The sequence below is a fragment of the Telluria sp. ZT3P39 genome (assembly GCF_059685935.1).
The window spans coordinates 96,395-115,403 of sequence record NZ_JCASIH010000013.1; the positions used below are offsets into that span (position 1 = coordinate 96,395).

Annotated in this window: 14 protein-coding genes; 3 read left to right on the plus strand and 11 right to left on the minus strand. The window is 67.7% G+C overall.

Annotated features, from left to right (window positions below):
• Positions 1–286: 286 nt before the first annotated feature.
• Positions 287–1,042 (plus strand): hypothetical protein, encoded by a 756-nt coding sequence (locus AC56LR_RS14000; RefSeq protein ID WP_497131231.1) that lies wholly within the window; start codon positions 287–289, stop codon positions 1,040–1,042.
• On the opposite strand, the gene thpR is transcribed toward AC56LR_RS14000, so the two are convergent.
• From thpR to AC56LR_RS14035, 7 genes are all read right to left on the minus strand, one after another.
• Positions 1,033–1,539 (minus strand): RNA 2',3'-cyclic phosphodiesterase, encoded by a 507-nt coding sequence (gene thpR, locus AC56LR_RS14005; protein WP_497131233.1) that lies wholly within the window; start codon positions 1,537–1,539, stop codon positions 1,033–1,035. The two genes, AC56LR_RS14000 and thpR, sit on opposite strands and share 10 nt — an antisense overlap.
• A gap of 10 nt (positions 1,540–1,549) precedes the next feature.
• A complete protein-coding gene (panB, locus tag AC56LR_RS14010; RefSeq protein ID WP_497131235.1) occupies positions 1,550–2,398 on the minus strand; it encodes a 3-methyl-2-oxobutanoate hydroxymethyltransferase in 849 nt (282 codons plus the stop codon).
• A 75-nt stretch (positions 2,399–2,473) separates the two neighbouring features.
• On the minus strand, positions 2,474–2,947 hold the full coding sequence (gene folK / locus AC56LR_RS14015) for a 2-amino-4-hydroxy-6-hydroxymethyldihydropteridine diphosphokinase (RefSeq protein WP_497131236.1): 474 nt from the start codon (positions 2,945–2,947) through the stop codon (positions 2,474–2,476).
• Positions 2,944–4,395 (minus strand): polynucleotide adenylyltransferase PcnB, encoded by a 1,452-nt coding sequence (gene pcnB, locus AC56LR_RS14020; RefSeq protein ID WP_497131238.1) that lies wholly within the window; start codon positions 4,393–4,395, stop codon positions 2,944–2,946. The genes folK and pcnB overlap by 4 nt, the downstream gene beginning before the upstream one ends.
• The gene (locus AC56LR_RS14025; RefSeq protein WP_497131240.1) at positions 4,388–5,062 is read right to left on the minus strand and encodes a histidinol-phosphatase; all 675 of its coding nucleotides are present in this window, start codon (positions 5,060–5,062) and stop codon (positions 4,388–4,390) included. The genes pcnB and AC56LR_RS14025 overlap by 8 nt, the downstream gene beginning before the upstream one ends.
• Positions 5,059–5,742 carry a DnaA regulatory inactivator Hda gene (gene hda / locus AC56LR_RS14030; protein WP_497131242.1) on the minus strand — a complete coding sequence of 228 codons (684 nt, stop codon included), beginning with the start codon at positions 5,740–5,742 and terminating at the stop codon, positions 5,059–5,061. Before hda ends, AC56LR_RS14025 begins: the two co-directional genes overlap by 4 nt.
• Entirely contained in the window at positions 5,739–6,893 is a 1,155-nt protein-coding gene (locus AC56LR_RS14035) for an AI-2E family transporter (RefSeq protein WP_497131244.1), read from the minus strand. The genes hda and AC56LR_RS14035 overlap by 4 nt, the downstream gene beginning before the upstream one ends.
• A 132-nt stretch (positions 6,894–7,025) precedes the next feature.
• Between AC56LR_RS14035 and purM the strand changes: the two genes are divergently transcribed.
• Entirely contained in the window at positions 7,026–8,069 is a 1,044-nt protein-coding gene (gene purM, locus AC56LR_RS14040; RefSeq protein WP_497131246.1) for a phosphoribosylformylglycinamidine cyclo-ligase, read from the plus strand.
• A gap of 60 nt (positions 8,070–8,129) precedes the next feature.
• On the opposite strand, the gene AC56LR_RS14045 is transcribed toward purM, so the two are convergent.
• Together AC56LR_RS14045 and AC56LR_RS14050 are read right to left on the minus strand one after the other, a co-directional pair.
• Positions 8,130–8,804 (minus strand): phage tail protein, encoded by a 675-nt coding sequence (locus AC56LR_RS14045; RefSeq protein WP_497131247.1) that lies wholly within the window; start codon positions 8,802–8,804, stop codon positions 8,130–8,132.
• Positions 8,783–9,079, minus strand: a complete 297-nt coding sequence (locus tag AC56LR_RS14050; RefSeq protein WP_497131248.1) for a hypothetical protein — start codon at positions 9,077–9,079, stop codon at positions 8,783–8,785. Before AC56LR_RS14050 ends, AC56LR_RS14045 begins: the two co-directional genes overlap by 22 nt.
• Before the next feature lie 7 nt (positions 9,080–9,086).
• On the opposite strand from AC56LR_RS14050, the gene AC56LR_RS14055 reads away from it, so the two are divergent.
• Complete coding sequence (locus AC56LR_RS14055; RefSeq protein WP_497131250.1) at positions 9,087–14,603, plus strand: Ig-like domain-containing protein; 5,517 nt, start codon at positions 9,087–9,089, stop codon at positions 14,601–14,603.
• Positions 14,604–14,830: 227 nt separating this feature from the next.
• On the opposite strand, the gene AC56LR_RS14060 is transcribed toward AC56LR_RS14055, so the two are convergent.
• Both AC56LR_RS14060 and AC56LR_RS14065 read right to left on the minus strand, forming a co-directional pair.
• Positions 14,831–16,873 (minus strand): S9 family peptidase, encoded by a 2,043-nt coding sequence (locus tag AC56LR_RS14060; RefSeq protein WP_497131252.1) that lies wholly within the window; start codon positions 16,871–16,873, stop codon positions 14,831–14,833.
• Positions 16,874–16,982: 109 nt separating this feature from the next.
• Entirely contained in the window at positions 16,983–19,004 is a 2,022-nt protein-coding gene (locus AC56LR_RS14065) for an alpha/beta hydrolase family protein (protein WP_497131253.1), read from the minus strand.
• Between the last annotated feature and the right edge of the window lie 5 nt (positions 19,005–19,009).

Below are 19,009 nucleotides of genomic sequence, written 5' to 3' on the forward strand. Positions count from 1 at the left end.
TGCTAATCTAATTTGTCTTTCAAAATACTGCACTTTAGAAATTTTGGCAAATATGTGTCATGCGGCATTAAAATTGTTAATGAGTGCAAGCTGTCACCGCAAGGCCAGCAACGCCTGATTGGTCGCACTTCATGGCCGTTACCGGCTGAACGAGAGGCCGGGGTCAGGTCTGACATCCGGACACGCCCTCTGCCTTACTTGCTCAATAAGGTCAGGGACAGGTCTGTTGCCTGAACCATGGCGGCAGGTGGAATGGAGATAAATGAATGCGCGAAGGAGCATCAAAGTGAATCGAATCCGTTCCCTTCCCCTCACGCGCGCCAGTGCAGTACACAACATGCGCGCCCGGCTGCTGCGCGACAGCTTCCCGCGCATCCAGATGTTCATCCTGGTGTCCCTCACCGGCCTGGCCGGCTTCAGTGCGTCGGTGGGCATGCTCGCCGCCGGGGTCGATACGATGGCGCTGCGCTACACGCTGGCGATGGGCGTCGCCTACATCGTGTTCTTGTTGCTGCTCTGGCTGTGGCTGCGCACGAGTGCGGACGATTACGTCGACCTCGTGCCGATCGACTCCGGCGGAGGACAAGGAGCGGATGCAGCAGCCGCTGATTTCACTGGTGGTGGCGGAACTTTCGACGGAGGCGGCGCCAGCGCCAACTTCGATGCCGGCCCGGGCGACAGCGGCATCGGCGCCGTCGTGGAAAAGCCGCTCGAGGTCATCGGGCACGCGGAAGAGGCCGCGATCCCGCTGGCCGTGGTCCTGCTTGCCCTGGGCATCGCGTTTTCATCCCTGTTCGTGATCTGGTCGGCGCCGATCCTCTTTGCCGAGATCCTGGTGGACGGATTGCTGGCGGCGGGCCTGTACCGGCGGCTGCGGGTGCTCGATCCCCAGCACTGGATGGTTGCGGCGCTCAAACGCACGATGATTCCGTTCCTCCTGACCACGCTGCTGGTAGCCGGGGCTGGCTGGGGAATGCAGGCCTATGCGCCCGAGGCCCGGTCGCTGGGTGGCGTCCTGCTGCATCAATCGGTTCAGGAGTAATCGCGCAGGACGGTGTACACGCCGTTCTTCGATTCGACGAGCGCATACCCGCGCACGTCCCAGGACACTGGCGGGAACCCGGCAGGGATGACAGCCCCGGCGGCGCGGCGCGCCATGGTCACGTGCGGTTTATAAGAGCGGGATTCCGGGTGCAGGCCAAGCGCCACCAGGGCGTCGGACAGGCGCGCATGCAGCGCCAACAGCTCGGGCGGCGCCTGCTCCGGCTCCAGCACCGCGATCCCGTTATGCCACACGGCGGCAGTAGCCAGGTCGAGCCGGAAGGGTTCGAACGGCACCCTGAACCCGTCGAGGAATTCGGGCAACCGCTCGCCGGGCAAGCCACCCAAGAAATGCAGGGTCACGTGCAGCTTGTCGGCAGGGACGGGCGCGGCGCCCTTCGGCCATTCCCAGGCGTCGCGCCACGCTGTCAGGAGGTGGCGCGTGGCGGGATCGGGCCACAGGGCCAGGAACAGGCGATTAAGGGGCTGCCTGTCCATGGCCGCTACCTCAGAAGCAGTGTTCCGGGCCTGGGAAGCTGCCGTCCTTCACCGCCGTCACATAGGCCGTGACGGCCGCGTCGATGCTGGCCTGGCCTTCCATGAAGTTCTTCACGAAGCGTGCCTTGTGGCCGGGGAAGACGCCCAGCAGGTCGTGCATCACCAGCACCTGGCCGGAGCAATCCGGGCCGGCGCCGATGCCGATGGTCGGGATGGCCAGCAGTTCGGTGACATCCTTGCCCAGCGCCGCCGGAATCGCTTCCAGCACCACCATCGAGGCGCCCGCCGCCTGCAGCGCCAGGCCGTCGGCCTTGAGCTGCTCGGCCGCGGCGTCGGTCTTGCCCTGCACCTTGAAGCCGCCGAAGGTGTGCACGAATTGCGGGGTCAGGCCGATGTGGGCGCACACCGGGATGCCGCGCTCGACCAGGAAGCGCACGGTCTCGGCCAGCCAGGCGCCGCCTTCGATCTTGACCATCTGGGCGCCGGCGCGCATCAGCGTCACGGCGTTGTTATACGCTTCCACCGGCGTCGTGTAGCTGCCGAAGGGCATATCGGCCAGCACCAGGGCCAGCTTGTTGCCGCGTGCGACCGAGGCCGTGTGATAGGCGACGTCCGCCACTGTCACCGGCAAGGTCGAATCGTAGCCGGCGCAGACCATGCCGAGCGAATCGCCGATCAGGAGCACGTCGACCGCGCAACGGTCCATCAGCGAAGCGAAGCTGGCGTCGTAGGCGGTCAGCATCGCGATCTTGTCGCCGGCGGCGCGCATGGCCAGCAGCGACGGCGCCGTGACGGATTTGCGCGCGCGTTTCGGTGCGTCGTTGGCGGCTGGGTCCTGGCCCTGCAGGTAAGCGCTCATGGGGTTCCTTTTAAAACGATCGTTCGACAATTGCGTAGTGTAATGCGCCTGCCGCAAATCTGCAGCCACTGCCTGTCACGCGATCCTGGCGATGGCCTGGTTTGATACCTGCGGCAGGTAATCGCGTGCCGGGCCGCGGCCGGGAATCTCGAGCCCGGGTGCGATCTCGGTCAGCGGCGCCAGCACGAAGGCGCGCTCGTGCATGCGCGGGTGCGGCACGGTCAAGGTAGCGGTGGCGATGCGCTCGTCGCCGTACAGCAGCAGGTCGAGATCGAGTGTGCGCGGCGCGTTGCGGTAGGGCCGCTCGCGGCCGTGCGCCAGTTCGATGGCCTGCAGCGCCGCCAGCAGTTCGTGTGGGGCCAGCGCTGTATCGATGCAGGCCACCGCGTTGATGTAGTCGTCGCCGCCGGAATCGATCGGCGCCGTGCGGTACATGCCGGAGGCACGCAGCACGCTCGTGCCGGGCAGCAGGGCCAGCCGGGCCAGCGCATCGAGCACATTGGCCTGCGCGTCGCCCAGGTTCGCGCCGATGCCGACCCAGGCGATCATTCCTCGCCGCCGCCCTGTGCCGCTGGTGCGGCGCCTTCGCCGCCGCCACTGTTCTTGCGTGGACCGCGGCGCGGTGCGCGCTTGCGCTTCGCGGCCGGTGGATTCTCGCCGCCCTGGTCGTCGCCCGCCGCCGTTGCGCCGGGGGCCGGGCGGTGCCCGCCCGAGCGGCCGCCGCGCGAATTGGCCGATGCCAGCAGTTGCTCGCGCTCGCCGCCTTCGGCCGCATAGAACGCGGTCCACCATTCGCCCACTTCGCCCGGCAGCTCGCCCGATTCGCAGCGCAGCAGCAGGAAGTCGTAGCCGGCGCGGAAGCGCGGGTGTTCCAGCAATTTGAACGGCGCCTTGCCGGTGCGGCGCTCGAAGCGTGGCTGCATGGCCCAGATGTCGCGCATGTCGGTGGCGATGCGGCGCTGCAGGGCCAGGTTCTCGGTTTGCGTGTCGAGCACATCATCGGCCGCCAGGTGCAGGGCCGGAATCGGCGCTTCGCCGGCGGCGCGGTAGGCGTTCCACTTTTCCAGCACCTGGTGCCACAGCAGCGACGCAAACAGGAAGCCCGGCGAGACGCCCTTGCCGGCCTTGACGCGGCCGTCGGTCGATTCCAGCGCGAGGGTGACGAACTTCATGCCGATCGGCTGCTCCAGCACGACGTCGAGCAGCGGCAGCAGGCCGTGGTGCAGGCCGGCCGAGCGCAGCTCGCGCAGGCAGGCCAGCGCATGGCCCGACAGCAGAAGCTTGAGCATTTCGTCGAACACGCGCGCGGCCGGCACGTTGTCGATCAGGGGGGCCATGACCGGAATCGGCGCGCGCGTGGTCGGTTCGATGGTGAAGCCCAGCTTGGCCGCGAAGCGCACCACGCGCAGCATGCGCACCGGGTCTTCGCGGTAGCGCGCTTCGGGCACGCCGATGATGCGCAGCAGCTTGGCGCGGATGTCTTCGATGCCGCCGTGGTAGTCGAGCACCGTTTCGGTGGCCGGGTCGTAATACATGGCGTTGATGGTGAAGTCGCGCCGCGCCGCGTCTTCGTGCTGCGGACCGAAATTATTGTCGCGCAGGACGCGGCCATGCTCGTCCTTCGGGGCGTTGTCGCTGCCGTTGCCGCGGAAGGTGGTCACTTCCAGCAGGTCCTGGCCGAACATCACGTGCACGATCTGGAAACGGCGGCCGATGATGAAGGCGCGGCGGAACAGGCGCTTGACCTGCTCGGGCGTGGCGTTGGTGGCGATGTCGAAGTCTTTCGGCTTCACGCCCAGCAGCAGGTCGCGCACGGCGCCGCCGACCACGAAGGCCTGGAAGCCGGCGTCCTGCAGGGTTTGCGTGACCTTGATCGCATTGCTCGAGACCAGGCGCGGGTCGATGCCGTGCTCCTCTAGGCCGAGGATGCGGGGTTCGGTCGGGTCGCGGCCGTCTTCCTTGACGCCCAGGATTTTGCGGATGAATTTCTTAATCATTGAATAGATGGAGTGTTGGCCAACCCTGCTCGCGCGCATGGGTGGCGAGCTTGGTGCTCGGGTTGGTGGCGACCGGATGGCTGACGATCGACAGCAGCGGGATGTCGTTATGCGAATCGCTGTAGAAGTGGCTGCGCTCGAAGTCCTCGAAGCGGTAGCCGAGGCGCTCGAGCCACGCGTGCATGTGCGTGATCTTGCCCGCGCCGGAAGTGGGCGTGCCGGCCAGTTTGCCGGTCAGTTGGCCCTGGACGTCGAATTCCGGCATGGCGCCGATGTGGTGCTCGACGCCAAAGCTTGCCGCGATCGGCGCCGTGATGAAATGGTTGGTGGCGGTGATGATGGCCACCAGGTCGCCGGCCTCCTGGTGCTCGCGCACCAGCGCCAGTGCGCTTGGTTTGATCGCAGGCTGGATCACTTCCGCCATGTAGCGTGCGTGCAGGGCGTCGAGTTCCGTGCGCGGGAAGCGCGCCAGGGTGCCGAGGGCGAACTCGAGGTATTCGACCGGATCGAGCGTGCCGGCCTGGTACTGGGCGAAGAAATCGTCGTTGCGGCGGCGGAAGGCGGTTTCGTCGACTGCGCCGACGCGGACCAGGAATTCGCCCCATTCGTAGTCCGAATCGATCGGCAACAGGGTGTGGTCGAGGTCGAACAGCGCAAGGTGTTTCATTCTTTGGGTTCCGACTGCTGGTTTTCTTGAAGCAACAAATCACGCAGCAGGGGCACGGTGACGGGACGCTGGGTCTCGAGCGAATACTGGTCGAGGGCGTCCAGCATCGTCGCCAGCGACCGCATGTCGCGCTTGAAGTGAGACAACAAATAGGGTAACACGCTGGCCGACAGCGTCAATCCGCGCGCCTCGGCGGCCTGGGTGAGGGCGGCGATCTTCTCGTCGTCGGACAGGCCCTTGATCTCGTAGACCAGGCCCCAGCCCATGCGCGTGCGCAGGTCTTCGCGCACCTGCAGCACGGCCGGCGGCACCGGGCCGGTGCTGACCATGTAGGTGCCGTGCTCGCGGATCTGGTTGAACAGGGCAAAGGCGTCGATCTGGCGCTGCGGCGACAGGCAATGGCAGTCGTCCAGCAGGTACAGCGTGACGTCGGGCGAGTGGACGAACTGGTCTTCCGGAGCATCGAAGGGGATGTAGCGCGAGGCCGGGCTGGCCGCCAGCGCCTGCAGCAGGTGGGTCTTGCCGGCGCCGGTGTCGCCCCACAGGTAGGCGAAATGCTCGCGCGATGCACGCTGCGCGAACTGGTGCATCAGGTGCGCCAGTTCGGCATTCTCGCCCACCTGGAAGGTGTCGAGGCTGTGCGCCGGTTCGGCGCCTAAATCGAGCACCAGCTGTTTCATGGTGTCGCTTTCACGCGGGAGGCATCGGTTTCGGTATCGGGAGTGTAGACAAGGCTCTGTTCCATGCTACCGGCATTATAAAAGCTGCTGCGCAGGTAGTGGCGCCGCACGTGGCGGAAACCGACCATCAGCACCGCCGATGCCGGCAGCGCCAGCAGCACGCCGGCAAAGCCGAACAGTTCTCCGAACGCCATCAGGGAGAAGATCACCGCCAGCGGGTGCAGGCCGATGCGCTCGCCGACCAGGCGCGGAGTCAGGATGAAGCTCTCGATCAGCTGCCCTAGCGTGTAGATGCCCACCACCCAGGCCAGGCCCACCCAGCTGGAAAACTGCAGCAGCGCGGCGACCAGCGCCAGCAGCATGCCCAGCCCGAAACCGAGATAGGGCACGAAGCCCAGCAGGCCGGTCAGCACGCCCACCGGCAGCGCCACATCCAGCCCGATGAAGTAGAGCGCCGCCGAGTAGTACACGGCCAGCACGATCATCACCAGCAGCTGGCCGCGCAGGTACTGGGCCAGCAGGACATCGGATTCGCGCGCCATGCCGACCGTCTGCGGGGCCCAGCGGCGGGGGATGGCGCCTTCGATGCGGGCGAGGAGCGAGTGCCAGTCGAGCAGCAGGTAGAACAGCACCACCGGCACCAGGGTGAGCGTGGCGATCCAGCCCAGCAGGGCGCTGCCGCCGACCTTCACCTTGGCCAGCACCGAGGTCCACATGTCGTCTCCGCCGGCCGCCACCTGCTGCTCGAGCAGGGCGCGCAGGCCCGCGCTGTCGAGCTTCACATGGATGCCGTACTTGCCCAGCCACGGCGCCAGGTAGGTGTCGAGCCAGCTGAAGAAGGCGGGAATCTTGGCCTGCAACAGGGGGATCTCGGCGCGCAGCACCGGCACCACGATCAGGAACAGCGCCACCACCGCCGCGCAGAAGGCGGTGAGCACCAGCGAGACGGCCAGCACGCGCGGCATGCGGCGGCGCCCGATGCGCGCCCGCGCCAGCCGGTCGACCGCGCCGCCCAGCATATAGGCGAGGATGGCGGCCGCGATGAAGGGCGAGAGGATCGGTCCGAGGGTGTACAACAACAGCGCCACCGCGAGCCAGAGCGCCAACCAGAATGTGGATTGTTTTTGCTCCAGGGAGAGGAAAAATGGCATGTAGTTATTGTTATGGTCGCGAATTGGGGTGAAATCGGCTTGGGCGGGGGCCGTTTTGCTAATGCTAAAATGATGGATTGACCTGGTTTGGGTCTGCCGCCTTCTATTTTACCGCCTCCGCTGCCAAATACCATGAGCCAACCATCTAATGTTTCCCTCTCCTACCGCGACGCGGGTGTCGACATCGACGCCGGCGACGCCCTGGTCGAAGCGATCAAGCCGCTCGCCAAGCGCACCATGCGCGAAGGCGTCCTCGGCGGCATCGGCGGTTTCGGCGGCCTGTTCGAGATCAGCAAGAAGTTCAAGGAACCGGTGCTGGTGTCGGGCACCGACGGTGTCGGCACCAAGCTCAAGCTGGCTTTCGAGCTGAACCGCCATGACACGGTCGGCATCGACCTGGTCGCCATGAGCGTCAACGACATCCTGGTGCAGGGCGCCGAGCCGCTGTTCTTCCTCGACTACTTCGCCTGCGGCAAGCTCGATGTGGCCACCGCCACCGCCGTGGTCAGCGGCATCGCCAAGGGCTGCGAGCAGTCCGGCTGCGCGCTGCTGGGCGGCGAGACCGCCGAGATGCCGGGCATGTACCCGGACGGCGAATACGACCTGGCCGGCTTCGCCGTCGGCGCGGTCGAAAAATCGCAGCTCATCGACGGCAGCAAGATCGTGCCGGGCGACGTGGTGCTGGGCCTGGCCTCGTCGGGCATCCACTCCAACGGCTATTCGCTGGTGCGCAAGATCATCGACGTCGCCAAGCCAGACCTGGAAGGCGACTTCCACGGCCGCAAGCTGTCGGACGTGCTGATGGCGCCGACCCGCATCTACGTCAAGCCGCTGCTCGCGCTGATGGCGTCGATGGAAGTGAAAGGCATGGTCCACATCACCGGCGGTGGGCTGGTCGAAAACATCCCGCGCGTGCTGCAGGATCACGTCACCGCAGTGCTGGACGCCTCGTCGTGGACCATGCCGCCGCTGTTCCAGTGGCTGCAGCAGCATGGCGGCGTGGCGGATGCCGAGATGCACCGCGTGTTCAACTGCGGCATCGGCATGACCGTCATCGTGGCAAAGGAAAACGCGGACGCCGCGATGGCCCAGTTGCAGGCGGCCGGCGAGACCGTGTACCGTATCGGCGAGATCCGTGCGCGCGAAGAGGGACAGGCGCAGACGATCGTGCAGTAAGGTTTTTTGACGGTTGTACAAAAAACGGGCGCTTGGCGCCCGTTTTACTTGCCCACGCGCTTATTGCCGCGACGGGAAAATCCCCTGCACGCAGATGATGTAGTTCATGCCCAGCGAAGGCTGCATCACGCTCGCATTGGCGCTGGTGGTCACCGGCACCGCAAACGCCGCACCGCTGCCGGTGTTCTCGCCGGTGCTGGTCTCGACCTGGCCGGACAGCTTGGTGGTGACGCTGCCGGCATTGAGCGCCACGCCGGTGGTCGCGCCGTTGCCCACATAGATCGCCGCCGAACCCGGGCCGCCGCCGGTGGTGCCGAGCGCCGCGCCTTCGGTTGGCGGGGCCGCGCCCGGGCCGGCCGAGGTGGCGTGCAGGGTCGAGGTGGCGGTGAAGGTTTCGCCGCTGATGCTCACCGGGTGGTTGTGCTTGGGCAGGTGGGCGGCGTCGATGGCCACCATCGCGTTGCCGCTGGCGGTGACGATCGTGCTGTTCGCGCCCATCATGTCGCCCTGGTTCACCGGGCTCAGTCCCGCGCCCTGGCCCATGCCCACCAGGGTGCGTCCGCGCAGGTCGGGCAGCGCAAACGTGGTCTGGCCGTTGCCGCCGTAGGTGGTGCCGAGAATCGCGAACAGCGCGTTGTTCTGTGCGATCGACAGCAACTGTCCCTGGCACAGCATCCAGCCTGGCGGGGCGAAGTTGAAGGCGACGGGCATGATCATTCCGAGGTAAGCGTCCATGTGAAATCCCCTTTGTTGGTGGTGTCGTGATGCGACGAAACCGGCGCTGAAGCGGTGCCGGAGCGCCGTGAGGCTCGCATGGTTCGGGCACGGCGCATGTCGCGCGGCAGGTACAAAGAAGCGGATTTTTGCGCGCGCTTGATTTCGGTCAAGCAATAGCGCAACAGCAATTGCCCGGCCCTGAGGAATGCTGAATGATTCCTTGCTTGCAATGCGTGCATGCCCGTGCGCGCGGCATCCTTTGCACAACCAAGGAAGACAGGTATGGCGTCCATTCCCCTCATGACTGAATCCATCGCGTCCGTCACGATCGGCTTCGAGAATTTCGGCGATTTCGTCAACGACGGCGACGAGAACGACACCGTGCAGAATGCGGTGTATCGCGTCAATGGCGATTCCTCCTACCAGCTGGTCATCGACGGTGCGACCACAGGCACGGTGGCCTACGATGGTTACGGTGCCGTCTTTGCCGCCTCGTATGCGCTGGAAGACGCCATCACCCTGTCGTTCGCGACCGGGCAGGTATTCACGCCGGGCGCCATCGAGCTGTCGAACTACGCGACCAGCCTGGAAAACCAGACCGTCGTCATCAAGGGCTACAACGCGGCCAGCCAGCAGGTGGGCGCGACTGTCACCCATACGCTGGCGAACAACTACAACGGCGCCTTGCCATCGGACTCGATTGCGCTTCCCGGCATGACCGCCATCACCCGGCTGGTGATCACCGCCACCACGCTGGGCGGCAAGATCGAATACCTCATGATCGACGGTATCTCGATGACCAACATCCAACCGCCGGCGCCGGCCGTCGCCTCGGTGTCGTCGAGCACGGCCAACGGCAGCTACAACGCCGGCGACGTGATCCTGCTGACGGTGAACTTCGACCGGGCGGTGGATGTCGATACCACGGGCGGACTGCCCACGCTGCAACTGGAAACGGGCAGCACCGACCACCTGGCCAGCTATGCGGGCGGCAGCGGTACCACGACCCTGAGCTTCAGCTATACGGTGCAGGCGGGCGACACCAGCGCCGACCTGAATTACGTCGGCACCGGCGCGCTGGCGCTCAACGGCGCCACGATCAGGGCGGGGGACAGCGGCGCCGGCGCCGACCTGACCCTGCCCACGCCAGGTGCGGCCGGCTCGCTCGGCGCCAACAAGGCGATCGTGCTCGACACCGCTGCGCCCCTGCTCGCCATCACCAGCGACGAGGCGGCCCTGAAGGTGGGCGAAACCGCGACGATTACCTTCACCTTCAGCGAAAACCCCGGCGTGAGCTTCAATGCCGCCGACCTGGTCGTCACCGGCGGCACGCTGGGCGCCCTCAGCGGCGGGGGAGTGGTTCGCACCACCACCTTCACCCCTACGGCCAACACCAACGGCGGCAGCGCCCGCATCACCGTGGCGGCAGGCAGCTACAGCGACGCGGCGGGCAACCCCGGCGAAGCCGGCGCCAGCCCGGCGCTGAGCTTCGATACTTTGGCGCCGCTGCTTTCCATCAGCAGCGACCTGCCCGCGCTCAAGGCAGGGCAGACCGCCACCATCACCTTCAGCTTCAGCGAAGACCCGGGCGCGAGCTTCACCCTGGGCGACGTCACGGTCAGCGGCGGCAGCCTCGGGCCCTTGAGCGGCAGCGGGACCACGCGCACCGCCACCTTCACCCCGGCCGCCGCCACCAACAACGGCGCGGCCAGCATCAGCGTTGCCGCCGGCGCCTATATCGACGCGGGCGGCAACGCCGGTGGGGCCGGCGCACCGCCCGCGCTGAGCTTCGACACCCTGGCCCCCGGGGCGCCCGCGATTCCCGACCTGGCTGCCGCCAACGACACCGGCAGCTCGGCGACCGACAACCTCACCAAAGACACGGGCCTGACCATCCGCGGCGCGGCCGGCAGCGCCGAAGCGGGCGCCACCATCCGGCTGTATCACGGCGCCTCCCTGATCGCGACCACTTCTGCCGCCGGCGACGGCCGCTGGGCCGCCGACAGCATCTTCCTGGCCGAGGGCGCGCATACCATCACCGCGACGGCGACCGATGCCGCCGGCAATACGGGCGCGGTCTCCGGCAGCTTGATTGTCACCATCGACCGCACGGCGCCGGCAGCACCCGGCACGCTCGACCTGGCCCCCGGCAGCGACAGCGGCAGCTCGAGCAGCGACGGCCTGACCAGCGTGAACACGCCAAGCTTCACCGGGGCCGCGGGCAGTACGGAAGCCGGCGCCACCGTCACGCTGTACGACAGCGACGCCAGCACCGTGATCGGGACGGCCACTGCGGGCGGCGACGGCAGCTGGTCGGTGGTCAGCAGCGCGCTCTCCGAAGGCGCGCACACGATTACCGCGAAGGCGCTCGACGCGGCCGGCAACCTGGGCGCCGCATCCGCCGGCCTGGTGCTGACGATCGACCGCACCGCTCCGGCCACGCTTGTTACCGGCGCCGCGTTTTCAAACGACACCGGCGCCTCATCAAACGACTTGGTCACCGCCATCGCGGCGCAAACCATTTCTGGCAGCTTGAGCGCCAGCCTGGGCGCGGGCGAGCGGGTCGAGGTGTCGACGAATAACGGCGCGAGCTGGCAGTTCGCCACGGCGGCCGAAGGCGACACCGCCTGGTCGCTGGCCACCACCCTGCTCACCAGCGGCACGCTGCAGGTGCGGGTGGTTGACGCCGCCGGCAATGCGGGCGCGGCGATCTCGCGCGCCTACGTGTTCGATACGGCAGCACCGGCCGCGCCTTCCAGCCCGGACCTGGCCGGGGCCTCGGATACCGGCGTCTCCGCCGGCGACGATATCACCGGCGACACCACGCCCACCTTCACGGGCAGCGCCGAAAGCGGCGCCCTGGTCACCCTGTACGACGGCGCCACCGCCATCGGCTCGGCGCTGGTCACGGGCGGCGCCTGGAGCATCACCAGCAGCGCACTGGCCCAGGGCAACCACAGCATCACCGCGAGGGCAGTGGATGCCGCCGGCAACGAAGGTGCGGCGTCCAGCGCGCTGGACCTGTTCGTCGAAACGGGTTCGCCCACGACGGCCGCCGCCAGCGTCTCCCTGTCGAGCGATACGGGGATCTCCGGCACCGACTTCGTCACCAGCACCGCCGCCCAGACCATTTCCGGCACCCTGGACGCCAACCTGGCGGTGGGCGAGCGGGTCGAGGTCTCGCTCGACGGCGGCGCGAACTGGCTGAATGCGGGCGCCGCCGTCGGCGCCAACACCTGGTCGCTGCCGGCCACGCTGGCTCCTGGTGCGCACACCCTGCAGGTGAGGGTGGCGAACGCCGTCGACAATGCCGGCCCGCTGCTGCAGCGCGCCGTCACCCTCGACACCACCGCGCCCGCCGTGACGGTCACCAGCGACCTTGCCCAGCTCAAGGCCGGCGAGAGCGCCACCATCACCTTTACCTTCAGCGAAGACCCGGGCAGCAGTTTCAGCTGGGACGGCAGCGCCGGCGACCTGCTGGTTAGCGGCGGCACGCTGGGCGCGATCTCGGGCGCCGGGCTGACCCGCACGGCGCTGTTCACGCCCAGCGCCGCGACCAACGGCGGCAGCGCGGCCGTCACGGTCGGCGCCGGCTACACCGATCTGGCCGGCAACCTCGGGACGGGGGGCAGCCTGCCTGCGCTGCCGTTCGATACGCTGGCGCCGACAGCGCCTTCCGCGCCAGGCTTGGTGTCCGCCAGCGACAGCGGCGCCTCGAACACCGACGGCGTGACGAATGACGCTACCCCCACTTTCACGGGCACCGCCGAACAGGGCGCCACCGTCACCCTCTACGACAGCGACGGCACGGCCATCGGCACCGGCCTGGCCGGCATGCTCGATGGCGCCTGGTCGATCACGGCCGCGGCGCTGGCGCCGGGCGCGCACACGATTACCGCACGCGCGGTCGACGCCGCCGGCAACGCGGGCGCGGCCGGCCCCGGCCTGGCCGTCACCATCGACACCGCGGCGCCGACCTTGGCAATCACCAGCAGCACGCCGGCACTGCGCATCGGCCAGAGCGCCATCATCACCTTTACTTTCAGCGAAGACCCCGGCGCCGGCTTCGATGCAGCCGATATCGCCATCAGCGGCGGCACGCTCGGTGCGCTGACCGGCACGGGGTTGACTCGCAGCGCCGTGTTCACGCCGAACGCCGGCATCGACGGCGGCTCGGCCTCCATCAGTGTCGTTGCCGGCGCCTATGCCGACCTGGCCGGCAACGATGGCGGCGCCGGCCTGCTGGCGGCGCTCGCCTTCGACACGCTGGCCCCATCCGCGCCAAGCACGCCGGCCCTGGCCGCGCTGAGTGACACCGGCGCCGCGGGCGACGGCATCACCGGCACCACCAGTCCGCTGATCGAAGGCACGGCCGCCGCCCATGCCCAGGTGACCCTGTACGCGGGCGCCACCGTGGCCGGCAGCGCCACGGCCGACGCATCTGGCAACTGGCGCATCGCCACCGTATTGGGTGACGGCAGCCATACTCTCACGGCTACCCAGCGGGACGCAGCGGGCAACGTGTCGGCCGCGAGCAGCGCCTTCAGCTTGCGAATCGACGCGCCGCCACCCGCGCCGGCCCCGCTGGTCGACGGCGTGCAGGTGTACCAGCAGCCGGTGCTGCTGCCCGGCGGGATGCTCGGCACGTCGGTGCAGGTGCCGGTCATCACCGGCAGCCGGATGGAATCGAGTGGCCGCGCGGACGTGGCGGACATTCCGCTGGCAAGCGATGGCGGCGCCACGACGCTGCTGGCGCAGCTCGCGCCCGGCTTCGGCTTGAGCACCAGCGGCGCCAGCGTGACCGGCAAGGCGCTGGAATTGCTCGTCAGCGCGATCAGGGCGGCAACCCCGGCCCATGCGCCGCTGGAGCAGGGCCACCTGACCGGCAATGGCCAGTCCTTCCTGGCCGGCTTGCCTTCGGCCGAATCGCTGCTGGTGCAGACGGTGGCGCCGGTCAGCACCGCGGCGCCGGCCGGGGTGTTGACGCTCAGCGGCGCGCCGGAGGCGCCGGGACGCAGCGTCGCCCTGGTGATCGACTCCAGGGACCTTGCCGGCGGCGGCACGATCGAACTGCGCGACGTCGACTTCGCCGCCGTGGTCGGCACTGCCGACATCCTGGCGCGCGGCAATCCCCTGCTCGTGGGCGACGGCGCCAGCCAGCGCTTCACGGTGGAGGCGGGCAGCAGCGCCACCGTGTTCGCGGGCGGCGGCGCCGACACCCTGCGGCTCGGCATACCGGAACTTGCGGCGGCCAGCGCTACCTTGCACGGCGGCCAGGGCCTCGATGCCGCCAGCTTCCTCGGGGCGCGCGGCGATTACGACATCGCCTGGCATCACGGGCACGTGGTGGTGGCAAGCAAGGCCCACCCGGCGGCGAGCGCCGTGCTGGTCAATGTCGAGATGCTGCGCTTCGCCGACGGCAGCGCCGCCGTGGGAAATGTCGAGCGTCTCCCCGGACTGGAAACCCTGGCCGGCATGTACCAGTCGGTGCTCGGGCGTCAGGCCGACCTGGGCGGATTCGAATACTGGGCCGATGCGATCGATGGCGGCGCCAGCTGGGGTACGGTGGCGCTGCGCATGATCGACTCGAGCGAGCACAGTGCCGCAGCCGGTGGCTTCAATGGCCAGGCCGCGCACGATATCGCCCTGCTGTATGCGGCGCTGTTCAATCGCACGGTCGATGCCGGCGGGCTGGCCTACTGGCAGGAGGCGATGCAGCATGGCGTCACGCTCGAGCAGGTCGTGCTCAACCTGCTCGAGTCGGTCGAGATGGTGGGACACCGGCGCGCAGTGCTCGACTGGGATTTCAGCCTGTAGCTGCGGGCTTCCACGAAAAACGGGCGCCGCGACGTAACGCGCTTAGTCAGCATGAAAATGTAGGGTGGCCGGCTCCGCCGGCCGCGCGTTCAAATCACCGATGCGTAGTAGCAGATCACACCGGAGTTGGACGCGCGGCCGTTCGTCGTTCACGCCACTGGCCTGAACGACCCCGGCCACCCTACGCTTATCCGACCAGCATCAGGCGCCGCGGCGCCCGTTTTTCGTTACAGTGAGCCCGCCGCCCCGGCGCCGATGTTCTTGTCCAGGAAGCGCTCGACCCGCTTCCAGAAATCGAAGCGGGTTTCCGGCTGCGACCAGCCATGGCCTTCGTCCGGATACACCACATACTCGACCTGTTTGTTGTGGCTCTTCACGGCATCGCGGAACAGCTCGCCATGGAACAGCGGCACCCGGCGGTCCGCGCCGCCATAGGCCAGCAGCAACGGCCTGCCGATCTTCGCGGCCTGCGTGATCGGCGAGGTGGCCTTGAGCTGATCGGCATCCTTCACCTGGTCGCCGATCAGCACCGGCATTCCGTAGGCCTTGAAATCGTCGCCCAGATCCGACGCGAAATTCCAGCGTCCGTTGTAGAGCAGGTTGATGTCGGTGACCCCGACCCAGCTCACCGCGCATTGGTATAGCCCCTTGTCCCTGGCCAGCCCCATCAGCGCGGCGTAACCGCCGTAGCTGGCGCCGGCGATGCAGATGCGGCCGGGGTTGGCGATGCCCTCGGCGATGGCCCAGCGCGCGCCGTCGGCGATATCGTCCTGCATGGCCAGGCCCCACTGCTTCCAGCCGGCCTCGAAGTGCGCGGACCCATAGCCGCGGGTTCCGCGGTATTCGGGCTCGAGCACCGCATACCCGCGCGAGGCCAGGAATTGCGCGTCCTGGTTCCACCCCCAGCTGCTGCCGCGCACATACGGGCCGCCGTGGACCAGCACCACCAATGGCAGGTTCCTGGCGGCGCCGCCCGCGGGCATGGTCAGCAGGCCGGGGATCTCGCGTCCGTCGCGCGCCTTGTAGCGTACCGGGCGCTGGTGCCCCATGCGGCTGGCGTCGATGGCGGGGTGGGTGCCGCCGACGCGGTTGAGGGCGCCGCTGCGCGTGTTGTAGAGCACGAAGGTCGCGGGGGAGGTGTCCGAGAACGACTCGATCAGCACCCAGGCAGACTCGCCCTGCGACGGCACCGACAGCATGTTGATCTTGCCGGGTAAAAGCTTGTCGATCTTTTGCTGGAGTGATTGCATGGCCGGATCGAGCCAGACGTTGCCGTTGGCGTCCGTGCGCAGGGTCGCGCCGAGCAGCTTGCCGCGGCGGCTGACGAGTCCACCGTCGAAATCGTAGCCGCGCGCCTCGATCACGGCCTGCTTGCCCGGCTTGCCGCTGGCGATGTCGAACGGGTACAGGGCCGAGGTATCCTTGCCGCCGTTGGCTTCGACATAGAGCGTGCCGTCGGCGCCGAAGCCGACCGGCCAGATGGCGTCGGGGGCGGCCGTGTAGCGTGGAAGACTGGCGATCTTGCGCCATTCGCCGCTGGCCGGGTCGCGGTAGTGGATGGTACTGAGATCGCCGTCGGCGGCCACCGCCAGGCGCGGCTCGCCCGCGTTATCGAGCAGCCAGTGCTTGACCAGCGCCGGACGCGGCACCGTCTTGAACTGTCCGGTGACGGTGTTCAGGCGCAGCAAATCGACGGACTGCACCTCGCCGCGCACGAATTCGACACGCGCCACATAAGCGTGGTCCGAATCCTGGGGGCCGCGCTGGCCCAGCATATAGGTATGCCAGGGCAGCAGCTTCGTTTCGAGGCGGCTGCCGGTGGTGGCGACGATGCCCTCCTCGGCATGGCGCGAGGCCAGCTGGCGCGGCCTGGAACCGTCGCGGTCGACGGCGAACAGGCCGTCCGCCTGGTACCGGGCGCCCGGTCCGGCGCGGTTGTCGCCGACGCTGTACATCAGGCGTTCGTCGTTCACCCATTCGAACTGCAGGACGTCGAAGCCGGCATAGCCTGCGACGATCTTGATCGTGTCGGTTTCCAGGTCGACCACGGCGAGCACGTCGCGTCGTCCCGGTGCGCCGGAGATCGCCGCCAGGTAGCGGCCCTTGGGCGACAGGCGTACCTGGTCGAGCACGGGATTGGCAAAGAAGGCTTCGACCGGAGGCGGTGCGGCCGCGGACTGGGCGCAGGCCGGCGACAGCGGCAGCAGCGCCAAGAGGATCACACACAGCGCACGCAGCAGTGATTGCGGCAGAAGGGGAAAGGCAGGCATCGGGGCTCCCGGTGAACGGTCGGTAAAGACCGCCAAGCGTAGCAGTATTGACGCGCAATTTGCTGATCAATACTGCCCCGGGGCGCACTTCATGCCCGCTGCATGCAGCTTATTTTTTCGCTGCGCCCGGGCCGATATTCCGGTCCAGGAACTGCTCGACGCGCTTCCAGAAATCGTAGCGGTTTTCCGGCTGGGTCCAGCCGTGGCCCTCGTCCTGGTACACCACCCACTCGACCTGCTTGTTGTGGTTCTTGACCGCATCGCGGAACTTGTTGCCGTGGTAGAGCGGCACACGCTGGTCCACCGCGCCGTAGGCCATCAGGAGCGGCTGGGTGATGCGCGCCGCCTGTTCGACCGGCGAGGTGGCCTTGAACTGGGCCGCGTCCTTGACCTGGTCGCCGATCAGCACCGGCATGCCATGCTTCTTCCAGTCTTCGCCCAGGTCGGATTCGAAGCTCCAGTGCCCGTTGTACAGCAGGTTGATGTCGGTGACCCCGACCCAGTTGATGCCGCACTTGTAGAGGTTCGGATCGTTCACGAGGCCCATCAAGGTCGCGTAGCCGCCATAGCTGGCGCCCGCGATGCAGATGCGCTTCGGATCGGCGATGCCCTGCGCGATGGCCCAGCGCGTGGCGTCGGCGATATCGTCCTGCATCGCCAGGCCCCACTGCTTCCAGCCGGCGCGGTAGTGGGCCTCGCCATAGCCGGTGCTGCCGCGGAAGTCCGGCTCCAGCACCGCATAGCCGCGCGAGGCCAGGAACTGGGTTTCCGGATTCCAGCCCCAGTGGTTGCCACGCACATAAGGCCCGCCGTGTACCAGCACCACCAGCGGCAGGTTCTTGCCCGCCTTGGCCGGCACCGTCAGCAGGGCGGGAATCTCGCGGCCGTCGCGCGCCTTGTAGCGCACCGGGTCCTGGCGGCCCATCTGGCGCGGGTCGATCCCTTCGCGGCTCTTGCCGACCGCATTGAGTGCGCCGGTCTTCGGGTTGTACAGGTTGTAGAAGATCGGCTTCACGTCCGAGTACGAGGCGACCAGCATCCACGGAGCATCGGGCTGCGCGGCGGGCGAAACCAGGTTGACGGTCCCCGGCAGCAGTTTGTCCACGGCCTCCTGCACCGCCTGCATGTCCTTGTCGAACCAGATGTGGGCAGCGGCGTCGGTTTCGACCGCTACGCCGAGCAGCTTGCCGCGCTGGCTGATCAGGCCTCCGCTGAAGTCGTAGCCGGGCGTGACGACCACCGGTTCGGGCCGGACCTTGCCGGTGGCCAGGTCGAGCGTGTGCAGCGAGTCGGTGTCGGCGCCGTTACCGGTGCTGACGTACAGCGTGCCGTCGCTGCCAAAGCCCACCGGCGAGAACGCGCCCGGGCTGCCGGTGTAGGTGGCGAACTGCGCGAGCGTGCGCCATTTGCCGCTTTCCGGTTCACGCAAATACATGATGGTGGTGCCGCCCTCCGAATTGGCGGCCAGGCGCGGCTCGCCCTTGTTGTCGAGCATCCAGGTGTCGATCGGCCCGGGGCGCTGCACGGTCACGAAGCGGCCGGTCAGGGTGTCGAGGTGCAGCAGATTGGAGGTGCGCACATCGCCATTGCGGTCGAATTCCACGCTGCTCACGTACACCTTGTCGGAATCCTGGGCGCCGCGCTGGCCGAGCATGAAGGTATGCCAGGGCAGGATGCGGCGGTCGATGTTGGAGCCGCCTTCGACCACGAACTCGTTGCCGCGCCGGTTGGCCAGCTGGCGCAGGCCCTCGCCGTCGCGGTTCACCGCATACAGACCGCTGGCCAGGTAGCGCCCGCCGGGACCGATCTTCTTGTCGGTGACGTTGAAAAGCAGGCGCTGGTCGTTCACCCACTGGAACTCGAGGATGTCGACGTCCTTGTAGCCGGCGACCAGCTTGCCCTTGTTTTCCACCAGGTCGATCACCACCAGCATGTCGCGCCGGCCGGGCGCGCCCGACAGGGCCGCCAGATAGCGGCCGCCCGGCGAGAGCAGGGCGCGCTCGAGCAGGGGATTGGAGAAGAAAGCTTCGACCGGCGGCGGCGCCGTCTGGGCGTGGGAAGGGGCCGCGAAGGCGGTGCCCAGCACTACGGCGAACAGGACGCGGGCGCACAGGCCAGGTAGTGTCGACATGATGG